This is a genomic window from Salmonella sp. NW177, from assembly GCF_051811585.1.
Taxonomy (GTDB): Bacteria; Pseudomonadota; Gammaproteobacteria; order Enterobacterales; family Enterobacteriaceae; genus Salmonella; species Salmonella enterica.
The window spans coordinates 344,791-369,579 of sequence record NZ_JAMMZV010000001.1 but is presented as its reverse complement, the minus strand read 5'-3'; the positions used below and the strand labels follow the sequence as shown (position 1 = coordinate 369,579).

The window sequence follows — 24,789 nt, the reverse complement described above, 5'->3', positions numbered from 1 at the left end:
TGCGGCGAAACGATCACTGATCAAGCAAATCTCCGCGTGCAGCGCTCAAATATTGCAACATGGACCACAACGTTAGCACTGCTGCGACAAAGAAAAGCGCGATCCCGGCATACTCTACCCAGATATTCGGACGCCACAAGAGCCACGCCAGCGCCACCATCTGCGCGGTAGTTTTGACTTTACCGATCCAGGAAACCGCTACACTACTGCGTTTGCCCAGCTCCGCCATCCATTCACGCAGAGCAGAGATAATAATTTCGCGGGCGATCATCGTCGCCGCAGGTAACGTCACCCACCAGCTATGATAATGCTCGGTGACCAGCACCATAGCGATCGCCACCAGCACCTTGTCGGCGACGGGGTCGAGGAAAGCGCCGAAACGCGTACTCTGATTCCAGCGTCGCGCCAGAAAGCCGTCAAACCAGTCGGTAATAGCGGCAATACAGAAAATCAGCGCACTGACCATCGGCGCCCAGGCGAACGGCAAATAAAACACCACGACAAAGAATGGAATCAGGATGACGCGAAACAGCGTGAGCAACGTAGGGATATTAAATTGCATAGTGACGGGTAACTATCTGTTGTCAGTGAAATTACCCCTATGTTGCTACAGTGGCCTCAATGTTTCAACGACCAGAAGATCTTTTCTGCCAGACCTTGCGAAATACCCGGCACTTTTGCAATTTCTTCTACGCTGGCGTTACGTAGTCCTTGCAAACCGCCCATATATTTCAGCAGCATCTGGCGACGTTTAGGCCCAACGCCTTCAATAGTTTCCAGCGTACTGGTATTTTTAACCTTCGCGCGTTTTTTACGGTGCCCGCCGATCGCGTGATCGTGCGACTCATCGCGAATATGCTGAATAACATGCAGCGCCGGCGAGTCCGGCGGCAGGCTAAACCCCTCGCCTTCCGGTTCAAAAAAGAGTGTTTCCAGACCGGCCTTTCTGTCCGCGCCTTTGGCGACGCCAAGCAGCAAAGGGCGATGCTTATCCCAGGGGACATCCAGCTCAGCGAAAACGGCTTTCGCCTGGGCGAGCTGCCCTTTTCCGCCGTCGATCAGAATAACATCCGGAATCTTACTTTCTTCTATGGCCTTGCCATAACGTCGACGTAGCACCTGATTCATCGCCGCGTAGTCATCACCCGGCGTGATGCCCGCGATATTATAACGACGATACTCGGCGCGTAACGGCCCGTTAGCGTCAAATACCACACAGGATGCGACCGTTTGCTCCCCCATGGTATGGCTGATGTCAAAACACTCCATCCGCTTGATCGCAGGAAGCTTTAATACCGTCGCCAGCACAGTCAAACGCTGCGTGATGGTGGACTGCTGCGAAAGTTTAGTGATTAAGGCCGTTGCCGCGTTGGTCCGCGCCAGCTTGAGATAACGGGCGCGATCGCCACGCGGTTTTGTCTGGACATGAATACGCCGTCCGGCAAGTTCCGACAACGAGTCGGCCAGCAGCGTTTTATCACTCAGATTAAAATCGAGCAGTATCTCGCCCGGTAGCGTGCGCATCTGGCTACCCTGCAGGTAAAACTGCCCGACAAAGGTTTCCACCACTTCGCCCAGTTCCGTACCGCCAGGCACTTTTGGAAAATAGCTGCGGCTGCCCAGCACCTTACCCTGGCGAATAAACAACACATGCACACAGGCCATACCCGCATCAAAAGCCACACCGATCACGTCGAGATCGTCGCCCGCATTGGAGACAAACTGTCTCTCCGTGACCCGGCGTACCGCCTGGATCTGATCGCGAATACGCGCCGCCTCTTCAAATGCCAGATCCTGGCTGGCCTTTTCCATCCGGGCAATCAGTTGTGTTAAGACCTGGTCGTCCTTGCCGGACAAAAACAACCGGACATACTCCACCTGTTGCGCATACTCCTCCTCGCTGACCAGTCCTGCAACGCAGGGGCCTAAGCAGCGGCCAATCTGGTATTGCAGGCAAGGACGCGAGCGGTTGCGATACACGCTGTTTTCGCACTGGCGGATAGGGAAAATTTTCTGTAACAGCGCCAGCGTTTCCCGCACGGCATAGCCATTAGGAAATGGGCCGAAGTACTCGCCTTTCGCATGTTTGGCGCCACGGTGCATCGCCAGACGCGGATGGGTATCGCCGCTCAGAAAAATAAAAGGATAGGATTTATCATCACGCAACAACACGTTGTAACGCGGTTGATACAACTTGATGTAATTATGCTCAAGCAGCAGCGCTTCCGTTTCGGTATGCGTTACCGTGACATCAATGTGTTGAATTTGCGCAACTAGCGCTTCGGTTTTACGCGAAGCCAGGTTGCTGCGAAAGTAGCTGGAAAGACGCTTTTTCAGGTCTTTTGCTTTACCGACATAAATAACCGTACCGCCGGCGTCATACATACGATAGACACCGGGTTGGCTGGTAACGGTTTTCAAAAACGCCTTTGCGTCAAATATTTCACTCACTGGCTTGTTAACGTCTCCGCATTACACAGGCCATGGCGGATTGCCAGGTGAGTCAGCTCAACATCACCATGAATGTTTAATTTACTGAACATACGATAGCGATAGCTGTTCACCGTTTTAGGACTGAGATTCAGCTGTTCTGAAATCTCATTGACCTTCTGACCCTTGGTGATCATCAGCATAATCTGCAACTCGCGTTCAGACAAACTGGCGAACGGCGTTTCCGTTTTTGCAGGCTCGATCTGACTGAGCGCCATCTGCTGAGCGATATCGGAGGCGATATAACGTTGTCCGGAATACACCGAACGAATAGCGCTCACCACCTCCTGAGGCGCAGCGCCTTTGCTGAGATAGCCAGCTGCGCCAGCCTGCATCACTTTGGCGGGCAACGGGTTCTCCGTATGGACGGTCAGCATGATCACTTTGATATCCGCTGTCGATCGGGCAATTTTACGCGTCGCCTCAAGGCCGCCAATACCGGGCATGTTCATATCCATCAGCACGACGTCAACGGCGTTAGTACGGCACCATTTTACCGCATCCTCTCCGCAGCACGCTTCACCGACAACTTTAATGCCCTTTATATCTTCAAGAATGCGTCGTATCCCTGCGCGCACCAGTTCGTGGTCATCAACAAGAAGAACGTTGATCAAAGGAATATCTCCAGAATAGGGATAACGCTACTGATAGTTAATCGCCCTTATATTAGCTGGTTTTATCTCAACTTTGAAACGTAAAAAAACACCGGGTATTCGATTTTGCTCTCGTTTTTGGAAATTATGTTGTACGTCGTGTGGCAACTGCCAACGTTGTAGCCCCTTCTGACGGCGCTGTCCCGGGCTGCTATTTCATAATGGTGACAAAAATTTCACGTTCCGCTGTCTAAACACTAATTAGGGAATCAACTTTGTAACAATAATTAACGAGTAAAATACGCGTAATAAACAAAGAATGAAGAAAATATATGCATCACGCGGCAACGTTTATTTTGTGGGTAACCCCTCCGCTTTTTGATCAAAAAACAACCACTGCTATTTTTAGCGTAGCTTATGGTATACTCCGCCGCCTTAACATCTGCTATCGCACATTTTCACTGAAACATAACGAGGAAAATAAATGAGTACGCCTGATTTTTCCACCGCTGAGAATAATCAAGAACTGGCTACTGAAGTCAACTGCCTGAAAGCCATGTTAACGCTGATGCTGCAGGCGATGGGCCAGGCCGATGCAGGGCGCGTGATTCTTAAAATGGAAAAACAGATCGCGCAGATGGATGATGAAGCACAAGCGGCGGTATTTTCCAGTACGGTTAAGCAAATTAAACAGGCTTACCGCCAGTAGTAAAAAACCGGCTGTTAGCATCGCTTTCAGCCGGTTTCGCGTCTGGCGCGAAGCATCGTCAGCACGTCATATCAGACCTGTCGCCGCAGCGTAGCAGGCAATCTGTGTTTTATTTGGCGCATTGAATTTCTTCTGCATATTTTTCTGATGGAAGTTAACGGTATTTTCAGAAATCGACAGAATAATGGCGATCTCCGATGAGGTCTTCCCTTCCGCCGTCCACTTCAGAATCTCTTTCTCACGTTTACTGAAACGCATCTCAGGCGCCATCACCATGTCGTCTTCAAATCTTGTCAGCGCCGAAAGACTCTCCCGCGCCAGCAGTTGCAACCTCAGCTCCACTTCATCGTAGGTAAACGAGGAGCAGCGTAAACTGCTACGAGAGAAAGATAAAAAGCCCAGCGCCCGGTTCGGCAACATCACACACTGGGTTACGCCTCTGCGTAATCCGAAACGCTGGGCGGCATCCCACATCGCCTGCGCTTCATGAAATAGCACGTCATCCCAATGTAAATGACCCTGTCTGAAATTTTCCGGCTTTAATACCGGATCGATCGCGAAATAGTTTTCGGACTGATAATGCGTTACCCACGCCGGAGGATAAGTGGTACGAAGCGATATTTTAGGCCGGGTAAAGGGGACGGGATGACGAACACACAGGGCATAATAATCAAATTCCAGCCGCTGTGTCTGATATTGCAATTCAGTATAAACATCCTCTGCTGCCGCCATCTCCTGAAAGCGTAACAACATTGCGCGTCGCCAGGTGAAGAAATCATTTTCCTGCATATTTTATGGTCACGCCTTTGATATTGATAATCATTATTATGAATGACTTAAATTAACACATAAATAGTGTTTATATATAAGAAATATCGGACGAAACGTAGAATACTTGAGCGGCATTACACTTTTTTGGCTTCCGCCTGAGAGCGAGGTTAATAATCTGGCAGAATGAGTTCATAATTATTCATTGCGCTCGCCCGAGGCACGGCTAATTCGGGCGAGCGTTGAAAAGGTATTATTTCACTAAAAATTTCTCAAGGAACTGGCGGGTACGCGGATGCTGAGGATCGGCGAACAAGGTTTTCGCCGGCCCCTGCTCAACGATTTGCCCCTGATCCATAAATATCGCCCGGTCAGCCACGTCACGCGCAAAGCCCATTTCGTGAGTAACGATCACCATCGTGCGCTTTTCCTGCGCCAGCTGGCGAATCGTATTAAGCACCTCGCCGACTAATTCAGGATCAAGCGCCGACGTCGGCTCATCAAACAGAATCACTTCCGGGCGCATCGCCAGCGCGCGTGCAATCGCCACGCGCTGCTGTTGCCCGCCCGACAGGCGGCGCGGATAACGGGTCTCTTTACCGGCCAACCCGACTTTGGCTAACAGTTCCCGCGCCAGCGCCGTCGCCTCGGCTTTCGGCTCTCCCTTTACAATCACCGGACCTTCAATGATATTTTCCAGCACGGTACGATGCGGGAACAGGTTAAAACTCTGAAAGACAAAGCCGACATGCTGACGCAACTGGCGAATCAACCCTTTTTGCTGGCTGAATGGGCGGGCGGTATCGATGATAATATCGCCCACTTTAATGGTGCCCGCTTCCGGTTGTTCCAGCAGGTTAATGCAGCGTAATAACGTTGTTTTCCCTGAGCCGCTCGGGCCGATAATGGCGACGACTTCTCCGGGCTTCACCTCAAGGTCGATACCGTGCAGCACCGTTTGACCATGAAATTTTTTGACCAGGTTGGTGACTTCGATCGCACTCATTTTGGCTCTCTCTCCTGGCGGTTAAGCTGGTTTTCAAAATAGTTTTGCAGTGCCGATAAGACGGTCGCCATTACCCAGTAGATTAACGACGCGGCCAAATACATGGTAAACACCTCCAGCGTTCGCGAGGTAATTAACTGCGCCTGGCGGAACAACTCCGGCACCTGAATCGTCGCGGCGAGCGACGTATCTTTCACCAGGCTGATAAAGCTGTTGCTCAACGGCGGAAGCGCGACGCGAGCCGCCTGCGGCAAAATAGCGCGACGTAGCGTTTGCCACGGCGTCATGCCAATGCTCGCCGCCGCTTCCCATTGTCCCTTGTCGATAGCCGAGATCGCCGCACGCAGCGTCTCGGACGTATAAGCCGCGGTATTGAGCGATAAACCAATCATCGCCGCCGGGATAGGGTCCAGCTCAATACCAAATTGCGGCAGGCCGTAATAGATCATAAATAACTGGGCGATAAGCGGCGTACCGCGAAAAATCGAGATATAAAAGCGCGCCAGCCAGCGAACCGGCCATAGCGGAGACATCCGCATCAGCGCCAGCACAAATCCCAGCAGCAGACCAAAAAACATACCGCCAATACTCAGTTGCAGAGTAAAGACGGCGCCTTTAAGCAAATACGGCAGCGATTCAATAACCAGTTGGATACTTTCTTGCATTCGCGTTGATTACCTGGAGGTTATACATGAGGATGGTAGGCAAACAGCGCAGGCGCCCCACCGGTGTGAATAAAGAGAATCGGCCCGTCATCGTTAAAGCGTTTCTGGCTGATGCCGTCTATCAGACCCGCCATCGCTTTGCCGGTATATACCGGATCCAGCAACACCCCCTCCAGGCTCGCCAGCAGTTTCACCGCCTCCATCCCCGCGTCATTTGGCACGCCGTAACCCGGGGCAAAATAGTCATCCCATAAATGAATATCCGCCGTCGCCGTCAGCGCCAGCTGACCGGCAATAGCCTGCTGCAAGGCAATCACTTTGGGTTTCTGCTCGGCGACAGAACGTGAAACGGTCACGCCAATCAGTCCGACGTCAGGCATCAGATGTTCCAGCCCGACAGCTAACCCGGCGTGCGTTCCGGCGCTGCCGGAGGCCACCACCACCGAAGAGAGCCCGACAACTTCTTCACACTGCTGGGCGATTTCCAGGGCGCTCTCTACGTATCCCATTGCCCCCAGCGCGCTGGAGCCGCCGGCCGGAATCACATAGGGCCTGAACCCTTGCGCTTCAATGCGCGTCGCCAGCGTTTGCAGCTGCGCATCCGGATCGGTTAGCGCATCGCACATCTCAATTTGCGTATTAAATAAATCCAGTAACAGGCGATTACCATTCGTCAGGTAATTTTCCGCGGTGGTACCGATTGGATTTTCCAGCAAGGCGACGCAATGCAGTCCCAATTTGGCCGCGACCGCCGCCGTCTGACGGACATGGTTCGACTGAATCGCCCCTGCGGTTATCAGCGTATCCGCCCCTTCTCGCAGCGCGTCGGCCACCAGAAACTCCAGCTTGCGCAGTTTATTGCCGCCCATTGCAATGGGCGTAACGTCATCGCGCTTAATGTAAATCTCACGGCCAAGATAATCAGACAATCGCGGCAGGTATTCGAGCGGGGTCGGCGCGCCAATAAGCTCCAGGCGAGGAAAGCGCGTTAAGTGATGTAGTGGCATTGAGCCTCCGGTAACGTTGTGGTGTGTTCTTTTTATTATGCACGTTGATCTAACGGAAATAAAAAAGGCGCCGATTCACGCGCCTCCGTTTGCTGACATAGTATGAGGTTGATATTGCCCGGCGGCGCACTGCCTGCCGGGCAACGTAGAACATTATTGGGTCACGTCAGCGCCAAACCATTTTTCAGAGAGGGCTTTTAAGGTGCCATCTTTTTGCATTTCCGCAATGGCGTTATCTACCGCCTTCAGCAAGTCTTCGTTGCCTTTACGTAACGCAACGCCGGACTCCTGACGCGAAAACGCATCACCGGTGACGGCCAGCGTACCTTTGGTTTTTTTCACCAGATCCAGCGCCGCCAGACGATCGACTAAAATCGCGTCAATACGGCCTACGCGCAGATCCTGGTATTTTGTAGGATCATCGTCATAGGTACGGATATCCACGCCCTGCACATGTTGACGTAGCCACTCTTCATAGTTAGTCCCCAGCCCAACGCCGACTTTTTTGCCCTGCAGATCGGCCGCCGTTTTGATCGTGCCTTCATTGCCTTTTTTCACCAGCGCCTGAACGCCGGAGACAGTGTAAGGCGTAGAGAAATCATATTTTTTCTTGCGGACGTCTGAAATCGTGACCTGGTTTATCACCACATCAATGCGTTTAGCGTCCAGCGACGCCAGTATTCCGTCCCATTTGGTCGGCTTCAACGACGCTTTAACGCCCAGATGTTTTGCCAACGCCTCGGCGAAATCGACTTCAAAACCGGTTAATTTGCCGTCTTCGCCCTGAAAACTAAACGGCGGATAGGTACCTTCCAGCCCTACCAGCAGCGTGCCACGTTCTTTAACTTTGTTCAGCAAACCCTCATCGGCAAAGCTCTTCGCGCTCATTCCCGCCACCAGCGCTACAGCCATTACTCCCATCAGTGCCTGACGTCCCAGCAGTGCTAATTTCATAGTAACCCCGAATATTGCCGTTAATGACCATAGACTGTGTCCCGCCATGGCGCATCGTCACGTCTCGCGAACCTTTGGGGGACTCAGCCTAATGTAGAAGGTTTGCCACGTTTCACCAACACGACTCTGCTACATCTTATGCTTTTTTAATATATATCAGAACTGGCGGTAAAGGGGGATTTCTGTCTGGGCGCAATCTGCTGATGCGCTTTATATTGCTGGTATTTACGTAGTGCGATACGGTAATTATTGGTGCTGGTTTCCGGCAACCATGGCGCCAGGCTTTCATCGAGAAAACCGTCCTGCAGCAGATCGTGGGAAATGTTTTGCTCGCTGAGGTAATTGCCAAGACGTCGTAAACGCACGACATATTCCCGCACCGTGCCATGGCTCATCTCGGTTTGTTCAAACAAATACTGTTTGAAACCGATAATATCGAAAAAATCACTCTGCTTTTTGCAGTGCAAATCGCCGCAAAAGCGACATAGCGCCACCCACTCCTTCTGCTCCCGCTGCCAGGCAGCGTCGTCAAGTAGCATATCCAGCTGTGAAATAGCGATTTTATTAACGATCTTGCCACGGCGAACCAGCGTAATGCGGTCGAGCAGCTTGTGACAATGCGCGCAATGCGTCTGGCTGTGTTTAAAGTCTTTAAGATAGCGGCTCAAGGGCCGCCTTTTAGGTTGCTGCACCGTCATGAGAACTCCTGGTAGTCTATACGTTGTGCGGCACTTTTCGGGTGCGACCATGCGCGACCTATAACTTACCCAGTTTGGTGCGTAATCGTTTGATGGCCTGACTATGCAACTGGCTGACCCGCGATTCGCCAACTTCCAGTACCGCGCCAATCTCTTTGAGATTGAGCTCTTCCTGGTAATACAGCGTTAACACCAGTTGCTCGCGTTCCGGCAGCGATTCAATCGCATCCATTACCCGCTGTCGCAGGTCGCCCTCCAGCAGTTGATGTAACGGGTTTTCCTGTTGATGTTCTTCAGTCACCAGTTCGATGCTATCGCCATGCTCTTCCCGCCACTCATCGTAAGAGAAAAGTTGGCTGTTGTTGGTATCGAGCAACATCTGACGATACTCCGCAACAGGGATGCCAAGACGTTCCGCCACTTCGGTTTCCGTCGCATTACGCCCCAGTTCCTGCTCCAGTTGTCCCATCGCCTGCGCCACTTCGCGGGCATTACGCCGGACGCTACGCGGCACCCAATCGCGGCTGCGTAATTCATCCAGCATCGCCCCACGAATACGCTGCACTGCGTAAGTGGTAAATGCCGTTCCTTGCAAAGCGTCATATCGGTCGACCGCATTTAATAACCCGATGCCGCCCGCTTGTAGCAGATCGTCCAGTTCCACGCTCGCCGGCAATCGCACCTGCAGGCGCAATGCTTCGTGACGCACCAGCGGTACATAACGCTGCCACAGCGAGTGTTTATCCATTACACCTTCAGCGGTATACAGTGAATTCACGATAAACAGCCCTGCGTTAAATGAGTTATCGGCATGATTATCCGTTTCTACAGAGGGTTCTATCGAAGGAATAAGGCTATAAAAGAAGGGTTATTTCACTTATGTAACCTGTAGCGCCTTTTTAGCGGCTAAAAGAGCAGAATAAAATCAGCCAGATAGAATAAACGGGATGCGCAAAAGCCCACCCCGAACAAAACTATGTCAGAAGATGAATCATCGACAGATCGTCGCCAGTACGCACCGTTTCTATATGGCGATGAAAATTCTTCGCCACCTCGCTGTTATGCTGGCTGCGGGAGTGAAAACTATACACAATATTGGTAACGTCATCCCACTCTAGCCGCCCGCGCTCATGCACGCTGGCTGCCGTTAATAGCTTAATAAACGCATATTCCGCCACGATAATATACAGCGCGCGTAACGGGTCGACATTCGGCTGGTTGGGGAAATTATTTTCCCAAATTTTATAGAGAATTAAATTTCTGAAAGCCCAGTTCTTCTGCTGCTCATCCGCCTGTAAACAGCGCGCTAATGAGGACTCAATATCGCTCACCTTCTGCTCCATTGAAACGCCCTCTTCCGCCGTCAGCACCCGCAGAAGACACTGGATGTAGTGATCGAGGATAACACTGCCACGATTAAGCGGGAGCGAGCGGAAATAGTCCTGCATCTGCAATACCAGCGAGGTTTTTACCTTGCTATCCGGCGCGATATTCATTAACTCCTGCGCCAGCACGCCGGTCTGCAACTGCTCAAGTAGCGCAGCATACACCTGTTCCAGTTCACCCAGCGCCGCATCATCAATTTTGGCAAATTTCTGCGTATACATGACAAATTTTATTAACGCATAGAGCGCCGCTTCCGTACTGCTGTTGGCATGGTTGATCAGACTCAGGCAAAACAGATTGAGTAACTTTTGCTGCGGTGGGAATAACGGCGCAGTATTGAATGTCTGCTGAATGATTGTTTTTTCGCCGAGCGCCATCGCGTCAGGATCGTTTAAAATACGCGACGTTACCTCCGGGCAGGCAAGACTCAGGGAGTTACGTACCTCATTTTTATAGGTATGGTGCGCCCGCGGGAAAGAGGAACAGGTATGACTTAATGCCTTTGCGCCTAACGTTTTTTGTACCCGGCACAGACGTTCCTCATCCAGATAAGGGCAATTCCCCAGCGCCGAAGGCAGCTTAATTTCGCCCCAGTGGCTGTTGTTCTTTTTCAGCAGGATAATATGCTCTTGCGCGATGGTACGAATCGTCGCGTCTTTACTGGCGAGATACTTTTTAACCGTCGTCTTATCCAGCGTGATTTTCCAGCCCTTACAACAGTGGTCGCGACAGGCCGAGCCAGAACAGGAAAAGCGGGTGACAAAGGCAGGTTCAGTGACGGTGATTTCTTTCATTACACAGGCTCCGGAATTAAAAAAGGCAGCTTTCGCTGCCTTGATTGTGTACCACGAGTCGGTGAATCAATCGCCGGATTAACGCAGTAAAGAGAGGACGTTTTGCGGAACCTGGTTAGCCTGCGCCAGAACGGAGGTACCGGCCTGCTGCAGAATCTGCGCGCGAGACATGTTGGAGACTTCGGTCGCATAGTCGGAATCTTCGATACGGCTACGCGCTTCAGACAAGTTGTTTACGGTGTTGCCCAAGTTGGTGATAGCGGAGTTGAAACGGTTCTGTACCGCACCCAGGTCAGAACGCAACGCATCAACCTGCGCCAGCGCGGCATCAATTTTAGCCAGCGGGTTTTCGGTGGTTTTAGCGGCTGCTTCAGCCAGCTCTGGCTGCGCTTTGAAATCGTGACCAGCGGCTTTACTAGCATTGTAGGTTTTACCGTCGATAGTAACAACTTCGGTTTTACCGTCTACGCCACCAAGTTGGTTAGCCGCAGTTTTTGTGGCTCCCGTGGAATCAGTATAAGTGGTTACATTAGCTGTGATTTTACCTGTACCTTCGTCATAGGTTGCAGCATAGTACTTGCCACCGGCTTCAAGCGCATAACCACCGTCAATAGATTTTCCATTTTTATCGGTATAAGACATTTTTACTAATTTAGCTGCGGTAGCGTCCGCATTTGAAACGCCACCATCTTCTAGCGCTTTTTTAACATCAGTACTGACTGCAACAGGAGCATTAACCTGTACTTTGGTTACTGTTGTATCCCCAGTTACTGTGGCTTTAGTTGGTGCTGCATTGAAAGTTACCGCACCTGTCGCACTATCAACATTCACTTCATATTTACCATTCTTACTGGTATCGGCAGCATTCGTATACCCTGCAACAGTGGCGTAATACTTACCATCTTTAAACGAAAGCGTAGCAGACAAGGAATCGCCTGTTGCCGTGGGATTTCCCAACGCGGCTTTGATAGCAGTAGCATCAGGCGCTGTAAGATTTTTAGTACCGTCAGTAAATGATTTCGGATCCATTGCATCAGTTGCTGATACATCATACGCTTTCTGCACATTCAGCGTATCCAGACCCAGGGTCTGAGAGTTGATCTGCTTCAGATCGATATCGATAGTTTCACCGTCGTTCGCGCCAACCTGGATGGTCAGGGTGTTGTCCTGCGCCAGGACTTTCACGCCGTTGAACTGAGTCTGACCGGATACACGGTCGATTTCGTTCAGGCGCTGGGTGATTTCAGCCTGGATGGAGTCGAGGTCAGACTGGGAGTTGGTGCTGTTAGCAGACTGAACCGCCAGTTCACGCACACGCTGCAGGTTGTTGTTGATTTCGTTCAGCGCGCCTTCAGTGGTCTGCGCAATGGAGATACCGTCGTTAGCGTTACGGGAAGCCTGAGTCAGACCTTTGATGTTCGCGGTGAAACGGTTAGCAATCGCCTGACCTGCCGCATCGTCTTTCGCACTGTTGATACGCAGACCGGAAGACAGACGCTCGATAGCGGTGCCCAGTGCGGACTGGGATTTGTTCAGGTTATTCTGGGTCAACAGCGACAGGCTGTTTGTATTAATGACTTGTGCCATGATCTTTTCCTTATCAATTACAACTTGATGTTATTGGGCTGTTGCCCACGGTTTCTCACCGTAACCCTTGTATCGGCACCTGAATTTCGAACTTTAGAAAATTTTTCACTTCCCCCGATCTTTTTCTTAGGCGGCGAAATAGCCGCTTTATGCATCATTATTCCGCGCATTATTTTTGCAAAATTATCATTAAACTTTGCCTCCAGATTGCCGATAACGCGCTTAACTACTGTTTGCAATCAAAAAGGAAGAAGGCATGGCTTCAATTTCATCATTAGGTGTGGGATCAAACTTACCGTTAGACCAGTTGTTGACAGACCTGACAAAGAACGAAAAAGGACGCTTAACGCCAATTACCAAACAGCAGAGCGCGAATTCGGCAAAGCTAACCGCCTATGGCACATTGAAAAGCGCATTAGAAAAATTCCAGACGGCAAATACCGCGTTAAATAAAGCGGATTTATTTAAGTCTACCGTGGCGTCCAGCACGACAGAGGACCTCAAAGTCAGTACTACCGCAGGCGCTGCCGCAGGGACTTATAAGATTAGCGTAACCCAGCTTGCCGCCGCGCAGTCGCTGGCGACAAAAACCACCTTCGCAACCACCAAAGAGCAGTTGGGCGATACGTCGGTCACGTCCCGGACAATTAAAATTGAACAGCCGGGACGTAAAGAGCCGCTGGAAATTAAGCTGGATAAAGGCGACACCTCCATGGAGGCGATCCGTGACGCCATCAATGACGCCGACAGCGGTATCGCCGCCAGCATCGTTAAGGTCAAAGAGAACGAATTCCAGTTGGTGCTTACCGCCAATAGCGGTACCGACAATACGATGAAGATCACGGTGGAAGGCGATACAAAACTTAACGATCTACTCGCTTATGACAGCACCACCAATACCGGCAATATGCAAGAGCTGGTGAAAGCAGAAAACGCGAAGCTGAACGTAAACGGCATCGACATTGAACGTCAGAGCAATACCGTAACCGACGCCCCTCAGGGAATTACGCTCACCCTGACGAAGAAAGTGACCGACGCGACCGTGACGGTAACAAAAGATGATACCAAGGCGAAAGAGGCGATTAAATCCTGGGTGGATGCCTATAATTCGCTGGTGGATACCTTTAGCTCGTTAACCAAATATACCGCCGTTGAGCCGGGCGAAGAAGCCAGCGATAAAAACGGCGCGCTGTTAGGCGATAGTGTGGTTCGTACTATCCAGACCGGGATTCGGGCACAATTTGCCAATAGCGGCAGTAATTCTGCGTTCAAAACAATGGCGGAAATTGGCATCACCCAGGATGGGACTTCCGGCAAACTGAAGATTGATGATGATAAGCTGACCAAAGTACTGAAAGATAACACAGCCGCAGCGCGTGAGCTGTTGGTGGGCGATGGTAAAGAAACGGGGATCACCACCAAAATTGCCACCGAAGTGAAAAGTTATCTGGCGGATGACGGCATTATTGATAATGCGCAGGACAACGTTAACGCCACGCTGAAAAGCCTGACAAAACAGTACCTGTCCGTTAGCAACAGCATCGATGAAACCGTTGCCCGTTACAAGGCCCAGTTTACCCAACTGGATACCATGATGAGTAAGCTGAATAACACCAGTAGTTATTTGACCCAGCAATTTACAGCTATGAACAAGTCCTGATAACAGAGGTCACCATGTACACCGCGAGCGGTATCAAAGCTTATGCGCAAGTCAGCGTGGAAAGCGCCGTGATGAGCGCCAGCCCGCATCAGTTGATTGAAATGTTGTTTGATGGCGCGAATAGCGCTCTGGTGCGCGCTCGCCTGTTTTTAGAACAAGGCGATGTTGTCGCGAAAGGTGAAGCGTTAAGCAAAGCCATCAATATTATCGATAACGGGCTGAAAGCCGGTCTCGATCAGGAAAAAGGCGGTGAGATTGCGACGAATCTTTCCGAGCTATACGACTATATGATTCGCCGTTTACTGCAGGCTAATTTGCGTAACGACGCTCAGGCCATCGAAGAAGTGGAAGGGTTACTCAGCAATATTGCAGAAGCCTGGAAACAGATTTCACCGAAAGCATCTTTCCAGGAGTCTCGTTAATGACCTCAACCGTGGAGTTTATCAACCGTTGGCAGCGTATTGCGCTGCTCAGTCAATCGCTGCTTGAACTTGCGCAGCGAGGTGAATGGGATCTCTTACTGCAACAAGAGGTCTCCTATCTGCAAAGTATTGAAACGGTGATGGAAAAGCAAACTCCACCGGGCATTACGCGAAGTATTCAGGATATGGTCGCCGGATACATCAAACAAACGCTGGACAATGAGCAGCTCCTGAAAGGGCTGCTGCAACAGCGACTGGATGAACTGAGTAGTTTGATCGGACAATCCACCCGCCAAAAATCACTCAACAACGCTTATGGCCGTCTTTCCGGTATGTTACTCGTGCCAGATGCGCCTGGCGCCTCATAATATTTTCCCGTCTCGTATGAAAATTCTTCCATACTCCAGAGGTCGGCTAAACGACTTCTGGAGCACGGAAGATGAAAAACCCCACGTTATTGCAGTACTTCCACTGGTATTATCCCGACGGCGGTAAACTCTGGTCTGAGCTGGCGGAACGTGCTGATGGGCTGAATGATATCGGTATCAATATGGTCTGGCTACCGCCCGCCTGTAAAGGCGCCTCCGGCGGCTATTCCGTAGGCTATGATAGCTACGACCTGTTTGACCTCGGCGAATTTGACCAAAAAGGAACTATCGCGACAAAGTACGGCGATAAACGCCAGTTACTGACGGCGATAGACGCGCTCAAAAAAAATAATATTGCGGTGCTGCTCGACGTCGTCGTGAACCACAAAATGGGCGCAGACGAAAAAGAACGTATTCGCGTTCAGCGAGTGAATCAGGATGACCGCACGCAAATCGATGACAACATCATTGAATGCGAAGGCTGGACGCGCTACACCTTCCCTGCCCGCGCGGGCCAGTATTCCAACTTTATTTGGGACTATCACTGTTTCAGCGGCATTGATCACATCGAGAATCCCGACGAAGACGGCATTTTTAAGATCGTCAATGACTATACCGGCGATGGCTGGAACGATCAGGTTGATGATGAGATGGGTAATTTCGACTATCTGATGGGGGAAAATATCGATTTTCGCAATCACGCGGTTACGGAGGAGATTAAATATTGGGCTCGCTGGGTTATGGAACAAACCCATTGTGACGGCTTTCGCCTGGACGCGGTAAAACATATACCCGCCTGGTTTTATAAAGAATGGATTGAGCATGTACAGGCGGTTGCACCAAAACCGCTGTTTATTGTCGCAGAATACTGGTCGCATGAAGTGGATAAACTGCAAACGTACATCGATCAGGTCGACGGGAAAACCATGCTGTTCGACGCGCCGTTGCAGATGAAATTTCACGAGGCCTCGCGCCAGGGCGCGGAGTATGACATGCGCCACATTTTCACCGGCACGCTGGTAGAAGCCGACCCTTTTCATGCGGTGACGCTGGTCGCTAACCACGATACACAACCGTTACAGGCGCTGGAAGCGCCGGTAGAACCCTGGTTCAAACCATTGGCCTATGCGCTGATCCTGCTTCGTGAAAACGGCGTACCGTCAGTGTTTTATCCCGATTTATACGGCGCCAGCTATGAAGATAGCGGCGAAAATGGCGAGACCTGTCGGGTCGACATGCCGGTGATTAACCAACTGGATCGGCTGATCCTTGCTCGTCAGCGTTTTGCGCACGGTATACAAACTCTCTTTTTCGATCATCCTAACTGTATCGCCTTTAGTCGCAGCGGTACTGAAGAGAATCCAGGCTGTGTGGTCGTACTTTCCAATGGCGACGACGGTGAAAAAACCCTCCTGCTCGGCGACAATTACGCTAACAAGACCTGGCGTGATTTTCTGGGAAACCGCAGTGAGCATGTTGTAACTAATGATCAAGGCGAAGCGACGTTCTTCTGCAACGCAGGCAGCGTCAGCGTGTGGATCATTGAGGACGTGTGATGAGCGTTCCCGGCGGCAGAGCGCTGCCGGGAAGCGAAATTATGGCAGCGGCGTCGGCAGCGGCGTTTTTTCTAACGCGGCGGCGCACTCCGGCGTCGGACGAGCGACCCGTTGCAGCGTCATGCCATCATATTCCAGGGTATTCCCGTCGCGCTCAATCTCATAGAGTTCACGCTTAACCGTAACATTGGTTAAGTCATCGGAGAGCATGGTCAGCTTGCCCGGCAGAGCAATAACGCGCTGCCACTGGCGGCAGTCCAGCGTATCGCCTTCTTTAGTCACCACCAGGCTGGCGATAGCTTCAGGGCTCACCAGCTTACGTTGCGGGCCTTTTGACTGCCAGTACCCTTCCAGACCGGCCGGCGCGGGCGTTTTCACCACATCATTATAGTTTTCCACCTCGGCGCATCCGGCCAGAACCAGCAATGCGCCAACGATCGCTACTTTTTTCATCATTCATCCTGCATCAGAAGAAAGAAGAATTGTGGCATTAAAGCCCTGACGCCGCCAGCCTTTCCAGGCGCTGGCCGCAATTTGATCCAGTCGGTATTACCGCTTATTAGGTGTAGGCAAATTCTGTGATCGGTGTAGTATGCGCACTTCTTGTTTCACACCTTCTGAGTTCAGAGGCTAAACACATGTCATGGCAACACTTCAAGCAGACCTGGTTAATTAAATTCTGGGCGCCGGCCCCTGCGGTGATCGCAGCCGGTATTCTCTCTACCTACTATTTTGGCATCACCGGCACGTTTTGGGCCGTGACGGGCGAATTTACCCGCTGGGGCGGGCAAATTTTGCAGCTTTTTGGCGTTCATGCCGAACAGTGGGGCTACTACAAGCTGATTCATCTGGAAGGTACGCCGCTGACGCGTATCGACGGCATGATGATCCTCGGCATGTTCGGCGGCTGTTTCGCCGCGGCGCTGTGGGCCAACAACGTAAAACTGCGTATGCCGCGCAGCCGAATCCGTATCGTACAGGCGGTGGTCGGAGGCATGATCGCTGGCTTCGGCGCGCGTCTGGCGATGGGGTGTAACCTGGCCGCCTTTTTTACCGGGATCCCGCAGTTCTCCCTACACGCGTGGTTCTTTGCGCTGGCGACCGCTATCGGCTCCTGGTTCGGCGCCCGCTTTACGTTGCTGCCGATATTTCGCATACCGGTGAAAATGCAAAAGGTCTCCGCGGCTTCGCCACTGACGCAGAAACCGGATCAGGCAAGACGGCGTTTCAGGCTCGGTATGCTGGTCTTTATCGGCATGATTGGCTGGGCGTTATTAACGGCAATGCATCAGCCGAAACTGGGGCTGGCGATGCTGTTCGGCGTCGGGTTTGGGCTGCTGATCGAGCGCGCGCAAATCTGCTTTACTTCGGCCTTTCGCGATCTGTGGATCTCCGGACGCGCCCATATGGCGAAAGCGATTATTTTCGGCATGGCGGTCAGCGCTATTGGTATTTTCAGCTACGTGCAGTTGGGCGTTGCACCTAAAATTATGTGGGCTGGCCCGAATGCGGTCATTGGCGGACTGCTGTTCGGTTTTGGCATCGTGCTGGCGGGCGGCTGCGAAACCGGCTGGATGTACCGCGCCGTAGAAGGCCAGGTGCATTACTGGTGGGTGGGCCTCGGCAATGTCATCGGTTCGACCATCCTGGCTTACTACTGGGATGATTTCGCGCCCGCTCTGGCGACCAGTTGGGATAAAGTTAACCTGCTGAATACCTTTGGTCCGCTGGGGGGTCTGCTGGTCACCTATCTGTTGTTATTTACCGCGCTGATGTTAATCATCGGCTGGGAAAAACGTTTTTTCCGCCGTGCGGGGCTGACGCCTGCTAAGGAATCTGTATGAAAAATATCGTCCCTGATTACCGTCTGGATATGGTTGGCGAACCTTGCCCGTACCCGGCGGTCGCCACTCTGGAAGCGATGCCGCAGCTAAAAAAAGGTGAGATCCTGGAAGTGGTCAGCGACTGTCCGCAGTCCATTAATAATATTCCACTGGATGCGCGCAATCACGGTTATACGGTGCTGGATATCCAACAGGATGGCCCGACAATTCGTTATCTGATTCAAAAATAAGCGCATACTCCCGCTGTACGTTACGGCGGGAGACCTTTTACGGCATAACCGGCAAAAATCTAAAACGCATAAAAGAAATCAGACAAGGTCGTCTTGTGCGCCGTGGCATAAATCTATTATATAACGTATACCGTTTTAATTTTGTCTGAGCCGATGAAAAATCCAGGGTTATTTTAAGCAAAACATAAAATAATCATTATTTTCCCTCTACGTCATAAAAGACTATCAGGTATTTATATTTTTACTCACTGACATTATCAGGTGATGATTTATTTATGCACAGCAGAAGCCAAAAAAATGATAAAAATTATTTTCATCTCCATTATTGGAGTCGTCTGTCTTGCCGCTGCCCGTTACTCACCCGTCACAGTGGTCAATGCACATCCGAGCGCCATTGCCCGCTGTCTCGCTGATAATCTGTCCCCGTATGGGTATATACTGGATCTCCATGAAACAGATATTCCAGGCATTAATAAAGAATTTACCGTGTATTATCGCAACGGCGCATATATTGCAGGAACATTCTGGATTGCAAACTCAATGACAATCGCGTCAGAACGAATAGTAGGAATGAATGGCGTCAGTAAACAGGCGTACCCTATTTTTAATAAGTCCCTGCAACAATGTGCAACCCGCTTATCAATAAAATGAGCGCGCCTCGCAAAAAACAAGCCCACATAATCACGCACTGGTTGCATGGGCGTCGCGTCCCCCGCCGCTGACTTAGGTAAGCGCCCGGGAGTTCGCTGCGGATGTGTTGTCAACCCTGGCTTAAACCTGCATGGACATGACTTCCTGGTACGCGGCGACCAGCTTATTGCGCACCTGAATCCCCATTTGCATGGAAACGGACGCTTTTTGCATATCAGCCATCACGTCATTAAGCGCAATGCCCGGCTCACCCAGAGTGAATTTTTCCGCCTGAACGCGCGCCGCCGTCTGTCTGTCGCTAATACGATCCAGAGCAGCATGTAGCTGGCCGGCAAAACTCACCGTCGACTGCGAGTGCGTGTCTTGCCCGCGCGCGGCCATCGCCGTCGCCTGTAACTGGCTAATAACCCCTTCAATCCCCTGTATTGCTGCCATGCTATTCCCCTGGATGATTTTTTACGCAGCAGAGATTACCAGTTTGTCAATAAGATAAAGGCGTTAAATAACGATAAAAAACCTCGGTTTTTAGCGCATAGAAAAATTCGAAACCACAAATAATGAGACCGTCAATTTTTCGAGTTTGCTGACCCGGGAGTGAGTCTTGTTCCACTTTGCAAAAAACGCCGTCCACGATCAGTCACGAGGTGCGAGATGAGTGCGACTGCATCGACTGCAACCCAACCTAAACCTCTCGAGTGGCTTAATCGCCTACGCGCGAATCCCCGAATTCCGTTAATTGTGGCGGGTTCCGCCGCCGTGGCGATCGTCGTTGCGATGGTGCTGTGGGCCAAAACGCCCGATTACCGCACGCTATTTAGCAACCTTTCCGATCAGGACGGCGGCGCGATCGTCGCGCAGTTGACCCAGATGAATATCCCCTATCGCTTTGCCAATGGCAGCGGCGCGATTGAAGTGCCCGCCGACAAAGTGCATGAACTGCGTCTGCGTCTGGCGCAGCAGGGGCTGCCTAAAGGCGGCGCGGTAGGCTTTGAACTGCTTGATCAGGAAAAATTCGGTATCAGTCAGTTCAGCGAGCAGGTGAATTATCAGCGCGCGCTGGAAGGTGAACTGGCCCGGACGATCGAGACGCTGGGGCCGGTAAAAAGCGCCCGCGTTCACCTGGCGATGCCAAAGCCGTCGCTATTTGTGCGGGAACAAAAATCCCCTTCCGCCTCCGTCACCGTCACACTGGAACCGGGACGGGCGCTGGATGAAGGACAAATTAGCGCCGTGGTACATCTGGTTTCCAGCGCTGTCGCCGGTTTGCCGCCAGGAAACGTCACTCTGGTCGATCAATCCGGTCATCTGCTCACGCAATCCAATACCAGCGGTCGCGACCTTAATGACGCGCAATTAAAATTTGCTAATGATGTGGAAAGCCGCATCCAACGCCGTATCGAAGCCATTCTGTCGCCTATCGTCGGGAACGGTAATGTTCACGCTCAGGTAACCGCCCAGTTGGATTTTGCCAATAAAGAACAGACGGAAGAGCACTACAGCCCGAACGGCGATGCGTCGAAGGCCACTCTGCGTTCACGTCAGTTGAATATTAGCGAACAGGTAGGCGCGGGCTATCCCGGCGGCGTGCCTGGCGCGCTGTCGAACCAACCAGCGCCGCCTAACGAGGCGCCGATCGCCACGCCGCCGACCAATCAACAAAACGCGCAGAATACGCCACAAACCAGCACCAGTACCAACAGTAACAGTGCTGGCCCGCGCAGTACACAGCGTAATGAAACCAGTAACTACGAAGTGGACCGCACCATTCGTCACACCAAAATGAATGTGGGCGATATTGAGCGTCTCTCCGTGGCCGTCGTGGTGAATTACAAAACGCTGGCGGATGGCAAACCGCTGCCATTGACCGCCGATCAGATGAAACAGATCGAGGATCTAACCCGTGAAGCGATGGGTTTTTCTGATAAACGCGGCGATACGCTAAACGTGGTGAATTCACCGTTTAGCGCAGTGGATAACACCGGCGGCGAACTGCCCTTCTGGCAACAGCAGTCCTTTATCGATCAGTTGCTCGCGGCAGGTCGCTGGTTACTGGTGCTGGTGGTGGCCTGGATTCTGTGGCGCAAAGCGGTACGTCCGCAGTTGACGCGCCGTGTTGAAGAAGCGAAAGCGGCGCAGGAACAGGCGCAGGTTCGCCAGGAAACCGAAGAAGCCGTGGAAGTACGCCTTAGCAAAGACGAGCAGCTCCAGCAACGCCGGGCTAATCAGCGTCTGGGCGCTGAGGTGATGAGCCAGCGTATTCGCGAAATGTCAGACAACGATCCGCGCGTGGTGGCGCTGGTCATTCGCCAGTGGATGAGTAACGATCATGAGTAATCTTAGCGGTACCGATAAAAGCGTCATTTTGTTGATGACCATTGGCGAAGACCGGGCGGCAGAGGTGTTTAAGCACCTCTCCACCCGCGAAGTGCAGGCGCTAAGTACAGCGATGGCTAACGTGCGTCAGATCTCCAACAAACAACTGACGGACGTACTATCAGAGTTTGAGCAAGAAGCGGAGCAGTTCGCCGCGCTGAATATTAACGCCAACGAATACCTGCGCTCCGTACTGGTTAAAGCGCTGGGCGAAGAACGCGCCTCCAGCCTGCTGGAAGATATTCTGGAAACGCGCGATACCACCAGCGGTATCGAAACGCTCAACTTTATGGAACCGCAGAGTGCCGCCGACCTGATTCGCGACGAGCACCCGCAGATTATCGCCACCATTCTGGTCCACCTCAAACGCAGTCAGGCCGCCGATATTCTGGCGCTGTTTGACGAGCGTCTGCGTCATGATGTGATGCTGCGTATCGCGACATTTGGCGGCGTACAGCCGGCGGCGCTGGCGGAGTTGACCGAAGTGCTGAATGGCCTGCTCGACGGTCAGAACCTGAAACGCAGCAAAATGGGCGGCGTAAGAACCGCGGCGGAAATTATCAACCTGATGAAAACGCAGCAGGAAGAAGCGGTTATTACCGCTGTGCGCGAATTCGACGGCGAACTGGCGCAGAAAATCATCGACGAGATGTTCCTGTTCGAAAATCTGGTGGATGTGGACGATCGCAGTATCCAGCGTCTGTTGCAGGAAGTGGATTCCGAATCGCTGCTGATCGCTCTGAAAGGCGCCGAACCACCATTACGCGAGAAGTTCCTGCGCAATATGTCCCAGCGCGCCGCCGATATCCTGCGCGACGACCTTGCCAACCGTGGCCCGGTTCGTCTGTCTCAGGTGGAAAACGAGCAGAAAGCGATTCTGCTTATTGTGCGTCGTCTGGCGGAAACCGGCGAAATGGTGATTGGCAGCGGCGAGGATACCTATGTCTAATGAATTGCCGTGGCAAGTCTGGACCCCCGACGATCTCGCCCCGCCGCCGGAGACGTTTGTGCCGGTTGAGGCTGATAACGTGACCTTGACAGACGATACGCCGGAGCCCGAACTCACTGCCGAACAGCAGCTGGAGCAGGAGCTGGCGCAGCTAAAAATACAGGCCCATGAACAAGGTTATAATGCCGGGCTGGCGGAGGGACGGCAAAAAGGACACGCGCAGGGATACCAGGAAGGGTTAGCGCAGGGGCTGGAGCAAGGACAAGCCCAGGCGCAGACGCAGCAGGCGCCGATTCATGCCCGTATGCAGCAGTTAGTGAGCGAGTTTCAGAACACGCTTGACGCGCTCGATAGCGTTATCGCCTCACGGCTGATGCAAATGGCCCTGGAGGCTGCGCGTCAGGTCATCGGCCAAACGCCGGCGGTGGACAACTCGGCGCTGATTAAACAGATTCAACAACTGTTGCAGCAAGAGCCGCTCTTTAGCGGCAAGCCGCAGTTGCGCGTGCATCCGGACGACTTACAGCGGGTGGAAGAGATGCTGGGCGCCACGCTCAGTCTTCACGGATGGCGGTTGCGCGGCGATCCAACGTTGCATCACGGCGGGTGTAAAGTCTCTGCCGATGAGGGCGATCTGGACGCCAGCGTCGCTACTCGCTGGCAAGAGTTGTGTCGCCTGGCGGCGCCGGGAGTGCTCTGATGACCACGCGCCTGACCCGCTGGCTTACCGCGCTCGACAACTTTGAAGCAAAAATGGCGTTATTGCCGGCGGTGCGTCGTTATGGACGTTTAACCCGCGCCACTGGCCTGGTACTGGAGGCCACCGGTCTCCAGCTTCCGCTGGGCGCCACCTGCATTATTGAGCGCCAGGACGGCCCTGAAACCAAAGAGGTGGAATCGGAAGTCGTCGGTTTTAACGGCCAGCGTCTGTTTTTAATGCCGCTGGAAGAGGTCGAAGGCATTCTGCCCGGTGCCCGCGTTTACGCCCGTAACGGACATGGCGACGGTCTGCAAAGCGGCAAACAGCTACCGCTCGGCCCGGCCCTGCTTGGTCGGGTGCTGGATGGCGGCGGTAAACCGCTCGACGGACTGCCTGCGCCGGATACGCTGGAAACCGGCGCGTTAATCACGCCGCCGTTTAACCCGCTACAGCGAACGCCAATCGAACATGTGCTGGATACCGGCGTACGCGCTATCAACGCGTTGTTAACCGTAGGGCGCGGTCAGCGTATGGGACTCTTTGCCGGTTCCGGCGTTGGTAAATCGGTTCTGCTTGGCATGATGGCGCGCTACACGCGGGCGGACGTGATTGTCGTGGGACTTATCGGCGAACGTGGCCGCGAAGTTAAAGATTTTATCGAAAATATTCTCGGCCCCGACGGCCGCGCGCGTTCGGTGGTGATCGCCGCCCCGGCGGATGTCTCGCCGCTGCTGCGAATGCAGGGCGCCGCCTATGCCACCCGCATCGCCGAAGACTTTCGCGATCGCGGACAGCATGTGTTGCTGATTATGGATTCGCTGACGCGCTATGCGATGGCACAGCGTGAAATTGCGCTGGCAATCGGCGAACCGCCAGCCACCAAAGGTTATCCGCCCTCGGTGTTCGCAAAGCTGCCAGCGCTGGTCGAGCGTGCCGGTAATGGCATCCACGGCGGCGGCTCTATCACCGCGTTTTATACCGTGTTGACCGAGGGGGACGACCAACAAGATCCCATTGCCGACTCGGCACGCGCAATCCTCGACGGGCACATTGTCTTGTCCCGCCGTCTGGCGGAGGCCGGGCACTATCCGGCCATTGATATCGAGGCGTCAATCAGCCGGGCGATGACCGCGCTCATTACCGAGCAGCACTATGCGCGGGTACGGCTATTTAAACAGTTGCTTTCCAGTTTCCAGCGTAACCGCGATCTGGTCAGCGTCGGCGCTTATGCCAAAGGCAGCGATCCGATGCTCGATAAAGCCATTACCTTATGGCCGCAACTGGAAGCGTTTTTACAGCAAGGCATTTTTGAACGGGCCGACTGGGAGGACTCTCTGCAGGCGCTCGATTTAATTTTCCCGACGGTGTGATAAAGCAGG

General features: G+C 52.6%; 27 protein-coding genes. 13 read left to right on the top strand and 14 right to left on the bottom strand.

Going from position 1 to position 24,789, the window contains the following annotated elements:
- Positions 1 to 13: 13 nt before the first annotated feature.
- From pgsA to uvrY, 3 genes are read right to left on the bottom strand one after another with little or no spacing between them, the layout of a single operon-like run.
- Entirely contained in the window at positions 14 to 562 is a 549-nt protein-coding gene (pgsA, locus tag NA986_RS01965) for a CDP-diacylglycerol--glycerol-3-phosphate 3-phosphatidyltransferase (RefSeq protein WP_001160192.1), read from the bottom strand.
- A 56-nt stretch (positions 563 to 618) separates the two neighbouring features.
- The gene (uvrC, locus tag NA986_RS01960) at positions 619 to 2,451 is read right to left on the bottom strand and encodes an excinuclease ABC subunit UvrC (RefSeq protein WP_070793955.1); all 1,833 of its coding nucleotides are present in this window, start codon (positions 2,449 to 2,451) and stop codon (positions 619 to 621) included.
- Complete coding sequence (gene uvrY, locus NA986_RS01955; protein ID WP_000611323.1) at positions 2,448 to 3,104, bottom strand: UvrY/SirA/GacA family response regulator transcription factor; 657 nt, start codon at positions 3,102 to 3,104, stop codon at positions 2,448 to 2,450. Before uvrY ends, uvrC begins: the two co-directional genes overlap by 4 nt.
- Before the next feature lie 311 nt (positions 3,105 to 3,415).
- Between uvrY and NA986_RS01950 the strand changes: the two genes are divergently transcribed.
- Together NA986_RS01950 and NA986_RS01945 are read left to right on the top strand one after the other, a co-directional pair.
- Positions 3,416 to 3,571, top strand: a complete 156-nt coding sequence (locus NA986_RS01950) for a hypothetical protein (RefSeq protein WP_000546186.1) — start codon at positions 3,416 to 3,418, stop codon at positions 3,569 to 3,571.
- The gene (locus tag NA986_RS01945) at positions 3,568 to 3,792 is read left to right on the top strand and encodes a DUF2594 family protein (RefSeq protein WP_000106483.1); all 225 of its coding nucleotides are present in this window, start codon (positions 3,568 to 3,570) and stop codon (positions 3,790 to 3,792) included. The genes NA986_RS01950 and NA986_RS01945 overlap by 4 nt, the downstream gene beginning before the upstream one ends.
- A 66-nt stretch (positions 3,793 to 3,858) precedes the next feature.
- Here NA986_RS01945 and sdiA read toward each other — a convergent pair whose 3' ends face one another.
- The 9 genes from sdiA to NA986_RS01900 form a co-directional block, all read right to left on the bottom strand.
- Positions 3,859 to 4,581: a transcriptional regulator SdiA gene (gene sdiA, locus NA986_RS01940; protein ID WP_001157167.1), complete on the bottom strand. Its 723-nt coding sequence runs from the start codon at positions 4,579 to 4,581 to the stop codon at positions 3,859 to 3,861.
- A 232-nt stretch (positions 4,582 to 4,813) separates the two neighbouring features.
- A complete protein-coding gene (gene tcyN / locus NA986_RS01935) occupies positions 4,814 to 5,566 on the bottom strand; it encodes an L-cystine ABC transporter ATP-binding protein TcyN (protein ID WP_001273033.1) in 753 nt (250 codons plus the stop codon).
- Entirely contained in the window at positions 5,563 to 6,231 is a 669-nt protein-coding gene (gene tcyL, locus NA986_RS01930; RefSeq protein ID WP_001158238.1) for a cystine ABC transporter permease, read from the bottom strand. The genes tcyN and tcyL overlap by 4 nt, the downstream gene beginning before the upstream one ends.
- Positions 6,232 to 6,251: 20 nt before the next feature.
- Complete coding sequence (gene dcyD / locus NA986_RS01925; RefSeq protein WP_023216558.1) at positions 6,252 to 7,238, bottom strand: D-cysteine desulfhydrase; 987 nt, start codon at positions 7,236 to 7,238, stop codon at positions 6,252 to 6,254.
- Positions 7,239 to 7,391: 153 nt separating this feature from the next.
- Entirely contained in the window at positions 7,392 to 8,192 is an 801-nt protein-coding gene (gene tcyJ, locus NA986_RS01920; protein ID WP_000761634.1) for a cystine ABC transporter substrate-binding protein, read from the bottom strand.
- 146 nt (positions 8,193 to 8,338) lie between these two features.
- Positions 8,339 to 8,890, bottom strand: coding sequence for a flagella biosynthesis regulatory protein FliZ (gene fliZ, locus NA986_RS01915; protein WP_000218080.1), 552 nt, complete (start codon positions 8,888 to 8,890; stop codon positions 8,339 to 8,341).
- A 58-nt stretch (positions 8,891 to 8,948) separates the two neighbouring features.
- Positions 8,949 to 9,668, bottom strand: a complete 720-nt coding sequence (locus NA986_RS01910) for an RNA polymerase sigma factor FliA (protein WP_001087453.1) — start codon at positions 9,666 to 9,668, stop codon at positions 8,949 to 8,951.
- A gap of 196 nt (positions 9,669 to 9,864) precedes the next feature.
- A complete protein-coding gene (gene fliB / locus NA986_RS01905; RefSeq protein ID WP_070793954.1) occupies positions 9,865 to 11,070 on the bottom strand; it encodes a flagellin lysine-N-methylase in 1,206 nt (401 codons plus the stop codon).
- Between the two features lie 78 nt (positions 11,071 to 11,148).
- The gene (locus tag NA986_RS01900; protein ID WP_023137490.1) at positions 11,149 to 12,657 is read right to left on the bottom strand and encodes a FliC/FljB family flagellin; all 1,509 of its coding nucleotides are present in this window, start codon (positions 12,655 to 12,657) and stop codon (positions 11,149 to 11,151) included.
- A 256-nt stretch (positions 12,658 to 12,913) separates the two neighbouring features.
- Here NA986_RS01900 and fliD point away from each other — a divergent pair, with 256 nt between their 5' ends.
- From fliD to amyA, 4 genes are all read left to right on the top strand, one after another.
- On the top strand, positions 12,914 to 14,317 hold the full coding sequence (fliD, locus tag NA986_RS01895) for a flagellar filament capping protein FliD (RefSeq protein WP_000146806.1): 1,404 nt from the start codon (positions 12,914 to 12,916) through the stop codon (positions 14,315 to 14,317).
- Positions 14,318 to 14,331: 14 nt separating this feature from the next.
- Positions 14,332 to 14,739 (top strand): flagellar export chaperone FliS, encoded by a 408-nt coding sequence (gene fliS / locus NA986_RS01890; protein ID WP_000287764.1) that lies wholly within the window; start codon positions 14,332 to 14,334, stop codon positions 14,737 to 14,739.
- The gene (gene fliT / locus NA986_RS01885; protein WP_000204899.1) at positions 14,739 to 15,107 is read left to right on the top strand and encodes a flagella biosynthesis regulatory protein FliT; all 369 of its coding nucleotides are present in this window, start codon (positions 14,739 to 14,741) and stop codon (positions 15,105 to 15,107) included. The genes fliS and fliT overlap by 1 nt, the downstream gene beginning before the upstream one ends.
- Positions 15,108 to 15,178: 71 nt before the next feature.
- A complete protein-coding gene (gene amyA, locus NA986_RS01880) occupies positions 15,179 to 16,663 on the top strand; it encodes an alpha-amylase (protein ID WP_023216556.1) in 1,485 nt (494 codons plus the stop codon).
- Positions 16,664 to 16,702: 39 nt separating this feature from the next.
- Here the strand turns inward: amyA and yedD are convergent, their stop codons facing one another.
- Positions 16,703 to 17,116: a lipoprotein YedD gene (gene yedD, locus NA986_RS01875; RefSeq protein ID WP_000754694.1), complete on the bottom strand. Its 414-nt coding sequence runs from the start codon at positions 17,114 to 17,116 to the stop codon at positions 16,703 to 16,705.
- Positions 17,117 to 17,301: 185 nt separating this feature from the next.
- On the opposite strand from yedD, the gene yedE reads away from it, so the two are divergent.
- From yedE to NA986_RS01860, 3 genes are all read left to right on the top strand, one after another.
- A complete protein-coding gene (gene yedE / locus NA986_RS01870) occupies positions 17,302 to 18,507 on the top strand; it encodes a selenium metabolism membrane protein YedE/FdhT (protein ID WP_001519382.1) in 1,206 nt (401 codons plus the stop codon).
- A complete protein-coding gene (yedF, locus tag NA986_RS01865; RefSeq protein WP_000790504.1) occupies positions 18,504 to 18,737 on the top strand; it encodes a sulfurtransferase-like selenium metabolism protein YedF in 234 nt (77 codons plus the stop codon). Before yedE ends, yedF begins: the two co-directional genes overlap by 4 nt.
- A 264-nt stretch (positions 18,738 to 19,001) precedes the next feature.
- Positions 19,002 to 19,388 (top strand): hypothetical protein, encoded by a 387-nt coding sequence (locus NA986_RS01860; RefSeq protein WP_000639596.1) that lies wholly within the window; start codon positions 19,002 to 19,004, stop codon positions 19,386 to 19,388.
- 120 nt (positions 19,389 to 19,508) lie between these two features.
- Here the strand turns inward: NA986_RS01860 and fliE are convergent, their stop codons facing one another.
- Entirely contained in the window at positions 19,509 to 19,823 is a 315-nt protein-coding gene (gene fliE / locus NA986_RS01855; RefSeq protein ID WP_000719037.1) for a flagellar hook-basal body complex protein FliE, read from the bottom strand.
- Positions 19,824 to 20,039: 216 nt separating this feature from the next.
- Between fliE and fliF the strand changes: the two genes are divergently transcribed.
- Genes fliF through fliI form a run of 4 tightly spaced genes read left to right on the top strand, consistent with a single transcriptional unit; the run spans position 20,040 to position 24,780 of the window.
- On the top strand, positions 20,040 to 21,722 hold the full coding sequence (gene fliF, locus NA986_RS01850) for a flagellar basal-body MS-ring/collar protein FliF (protein WP_001276834.1): 1,683 nt from the start codon (positions 20,040 to 20,042) through the stop codon (positions 21,720 to 21,722).
- Positions 21,715 to 22,710 (top strand): flagellar motor switch protein FliG, encoded by a 996-nt coding sequence (fliG, locus tag NA986_RS01845; protein ID WP_000067735.1) that lies wholly within the window; start codon positions 21,715 to 21,717, stop codon positions 22,708 to 22,710. The genes fliF and fliG overlap by 8 nt, the downstream gene beginning before the upstream one ends.
- On the top strand, positions 22,703 to 23,410 hold the full coding sequence (gene fliH, locus NA986_RS01840) for a flagellar assembly protein FliH (RefSeq protein ID WP_000064158.1): 708 nt from the start codon (positions 22,703 to 22,705) through the stop codon (positions 23,408 to 23,410). Before fliG ends, fliH begins: the two co-directional genes overlap by 8 nt.
- Positions 23,410 to 24,780 (top strand): flagellar protein export ATPase FliI, encoded by a 1,371-nt coding sequence (gene fliI / locus NA986_RS01835; protein WP_000213257.1) that lies wholly within the window; start codon positions 23,410 to 23,412, stop codon positions 24,778 to 24,780. The genes fliH and fliI overlap by 1 nt, the downstream gene beginning before the upstream one ends.
- Positions 24,781 to 24,789: the final 9 nt, after the last annotated feature.

Coding starts and splice junctions, on each gene's coding strand:
- fliI (WP_000213257.1), top strand. CDS start 23,410: ATGACCACGCGCCTGACCCGCTGGCTTACCGCGCTCGACAACTTTGAA.
- tcyL (WP_001158238.1), bottom strand. CDS start 6,231: ATGCAAGAAAGTATCCAACTGGTTATTGAATCGCTGCCGTATTTGCTT.
- NA986_RS01950 (WP_000546186.1), top strand. CDS start 3,416: ATGCATCACGCGGCAACGTTTATTTTGTGGGTAACCCCTCCGCTTTTT.
- fliE (WP_000719037.1), bottom strand. CDS start 19,823: ATGGCAGCAATACAGGGGATTGAAGGGGTTATTAGCCAGTTACAGGCG.
- fliH (WP_000064158.1), top strand. CDS start 22,703: ATGTCTAATGAATTGCCGTGGCAAGTCTGGACCCCCGACGATCTCGCC.
- dcyD (WP_023216558.1), bottom strand. CDS start 7,238: ATGCCACTACATCACTTAACGCGCTTTCCTCGCCTGGAGCTTATTGGC.
- fliS (WP_000287764.1), top strand. CDS start 14,332: ATGTACACCGCGAGCGGTATCAAAGCTTATGCGCAAGTCAGCGTGGAA.
- fliB (WP_070793954.1), bottom strand. CDS start 11,070: ATGAAAGAAATCACCGTCACTGAACCTGCCTTTGTCACCCGCTTTTCC.
- fliG (WP_000067735.1), top strand. CDS start 21,715: ATGAGTAATCTTAGCGGTACCGATAAAAGCGTCATTTTGTTGATGACC.
- NA986_RS01900 (WP_023137490.1), bottom strand. CDS start 12,657: ATGGCACAAGTCATTAATACAAACAGCCTGTCGCTGTTGACCCAGAAT.
- NA986_RS01860 (WP_000639596.1), top strand. CDS start 19,002: ATGATTTATTTATGCACAGCAGAAGCCAAAAAAATGATAAAAATTATT.
- tcyJ (WP_000761634.1), bottom strand. CDS start 8,192: ATGAAATTAGCACTGCTGGGACGTCAGGCACTGATGGGAGTAATGGCT.
- yedE (WP_001519382.1), top strand. CDS start 17,302: ATGTCATGGCAACACTTCAAGCAGACCTGGTTAATTAAATTCTGGGCG.
- amyA (WP_023216556.1), top strand. CDS start 15,179: ATGAAAAACCCCACGTTATTGCAGTACTTCCACTGGTATTATCCCGAC.
- fliZ (WP_000218080.1), bottom strand. CDS start 8,890: ATGACGGTGCAGCAACCTAAAAGGCGGCCCTTGAGCCGCTATCTTAAA.
- tcyN (WP_001273033.1), bottom strand. CDS start 5,566: ATGAGTGCGATCGAAGTCACCAACCTGGTCAAAAAATTTCATGGTCAA.
- fliD (WP_000146806.1), top strand. CDS start 12,914: ATGGCTTCAATTTCATCATTAGGTGTGGGATCAAACTTACCGTTAGAC.
- fliF (WP_001276834.1), top strand. CDS start 20,040: ATGAGTGCGACTGCATCGACTGCAACCCAACCTAAACCTCTCGAGTGG.
- pgsA (WP_001160192.1), bottom strand. CDS start 562: ATGCAATTTAATATCCCTACGTTGCTCACGCTGTTTCGCGTCATCCTG.
- fliT (WP_000204899.1), top strand. CDS start 14,739: ATGACCTCAACCGTGGAGTTTATCAACCGTTGGCAGCGTATTGCGCTG.
- yedD (WP_000754694.1), bottom strand. CDS start 17,116: ATGAAAAAAGTAGCGATCGTTGGCGCATTGCTGGTTCTGGCCGGATGC.
- sdiA (WP_001157167.1), bottom strand. CDS start 4,581: ATGCAGGAAAATGATTTCTTCACCTGGCGACGCGCAATGTTGTTACGC.
- NA986_RS01945 (WP_000106483.1), top strand. CDS start 3,568: ATGAGTACGCCTGATTTTTCCACCGCTGAGAATAATCAAGAACTGGCT.
- yedF (WP_000790504.1), top strand. CDS start 18,504: ATGAAAAATATCGTCCCTGATTACCGTCTGGATATGGTTGGCGAACCT.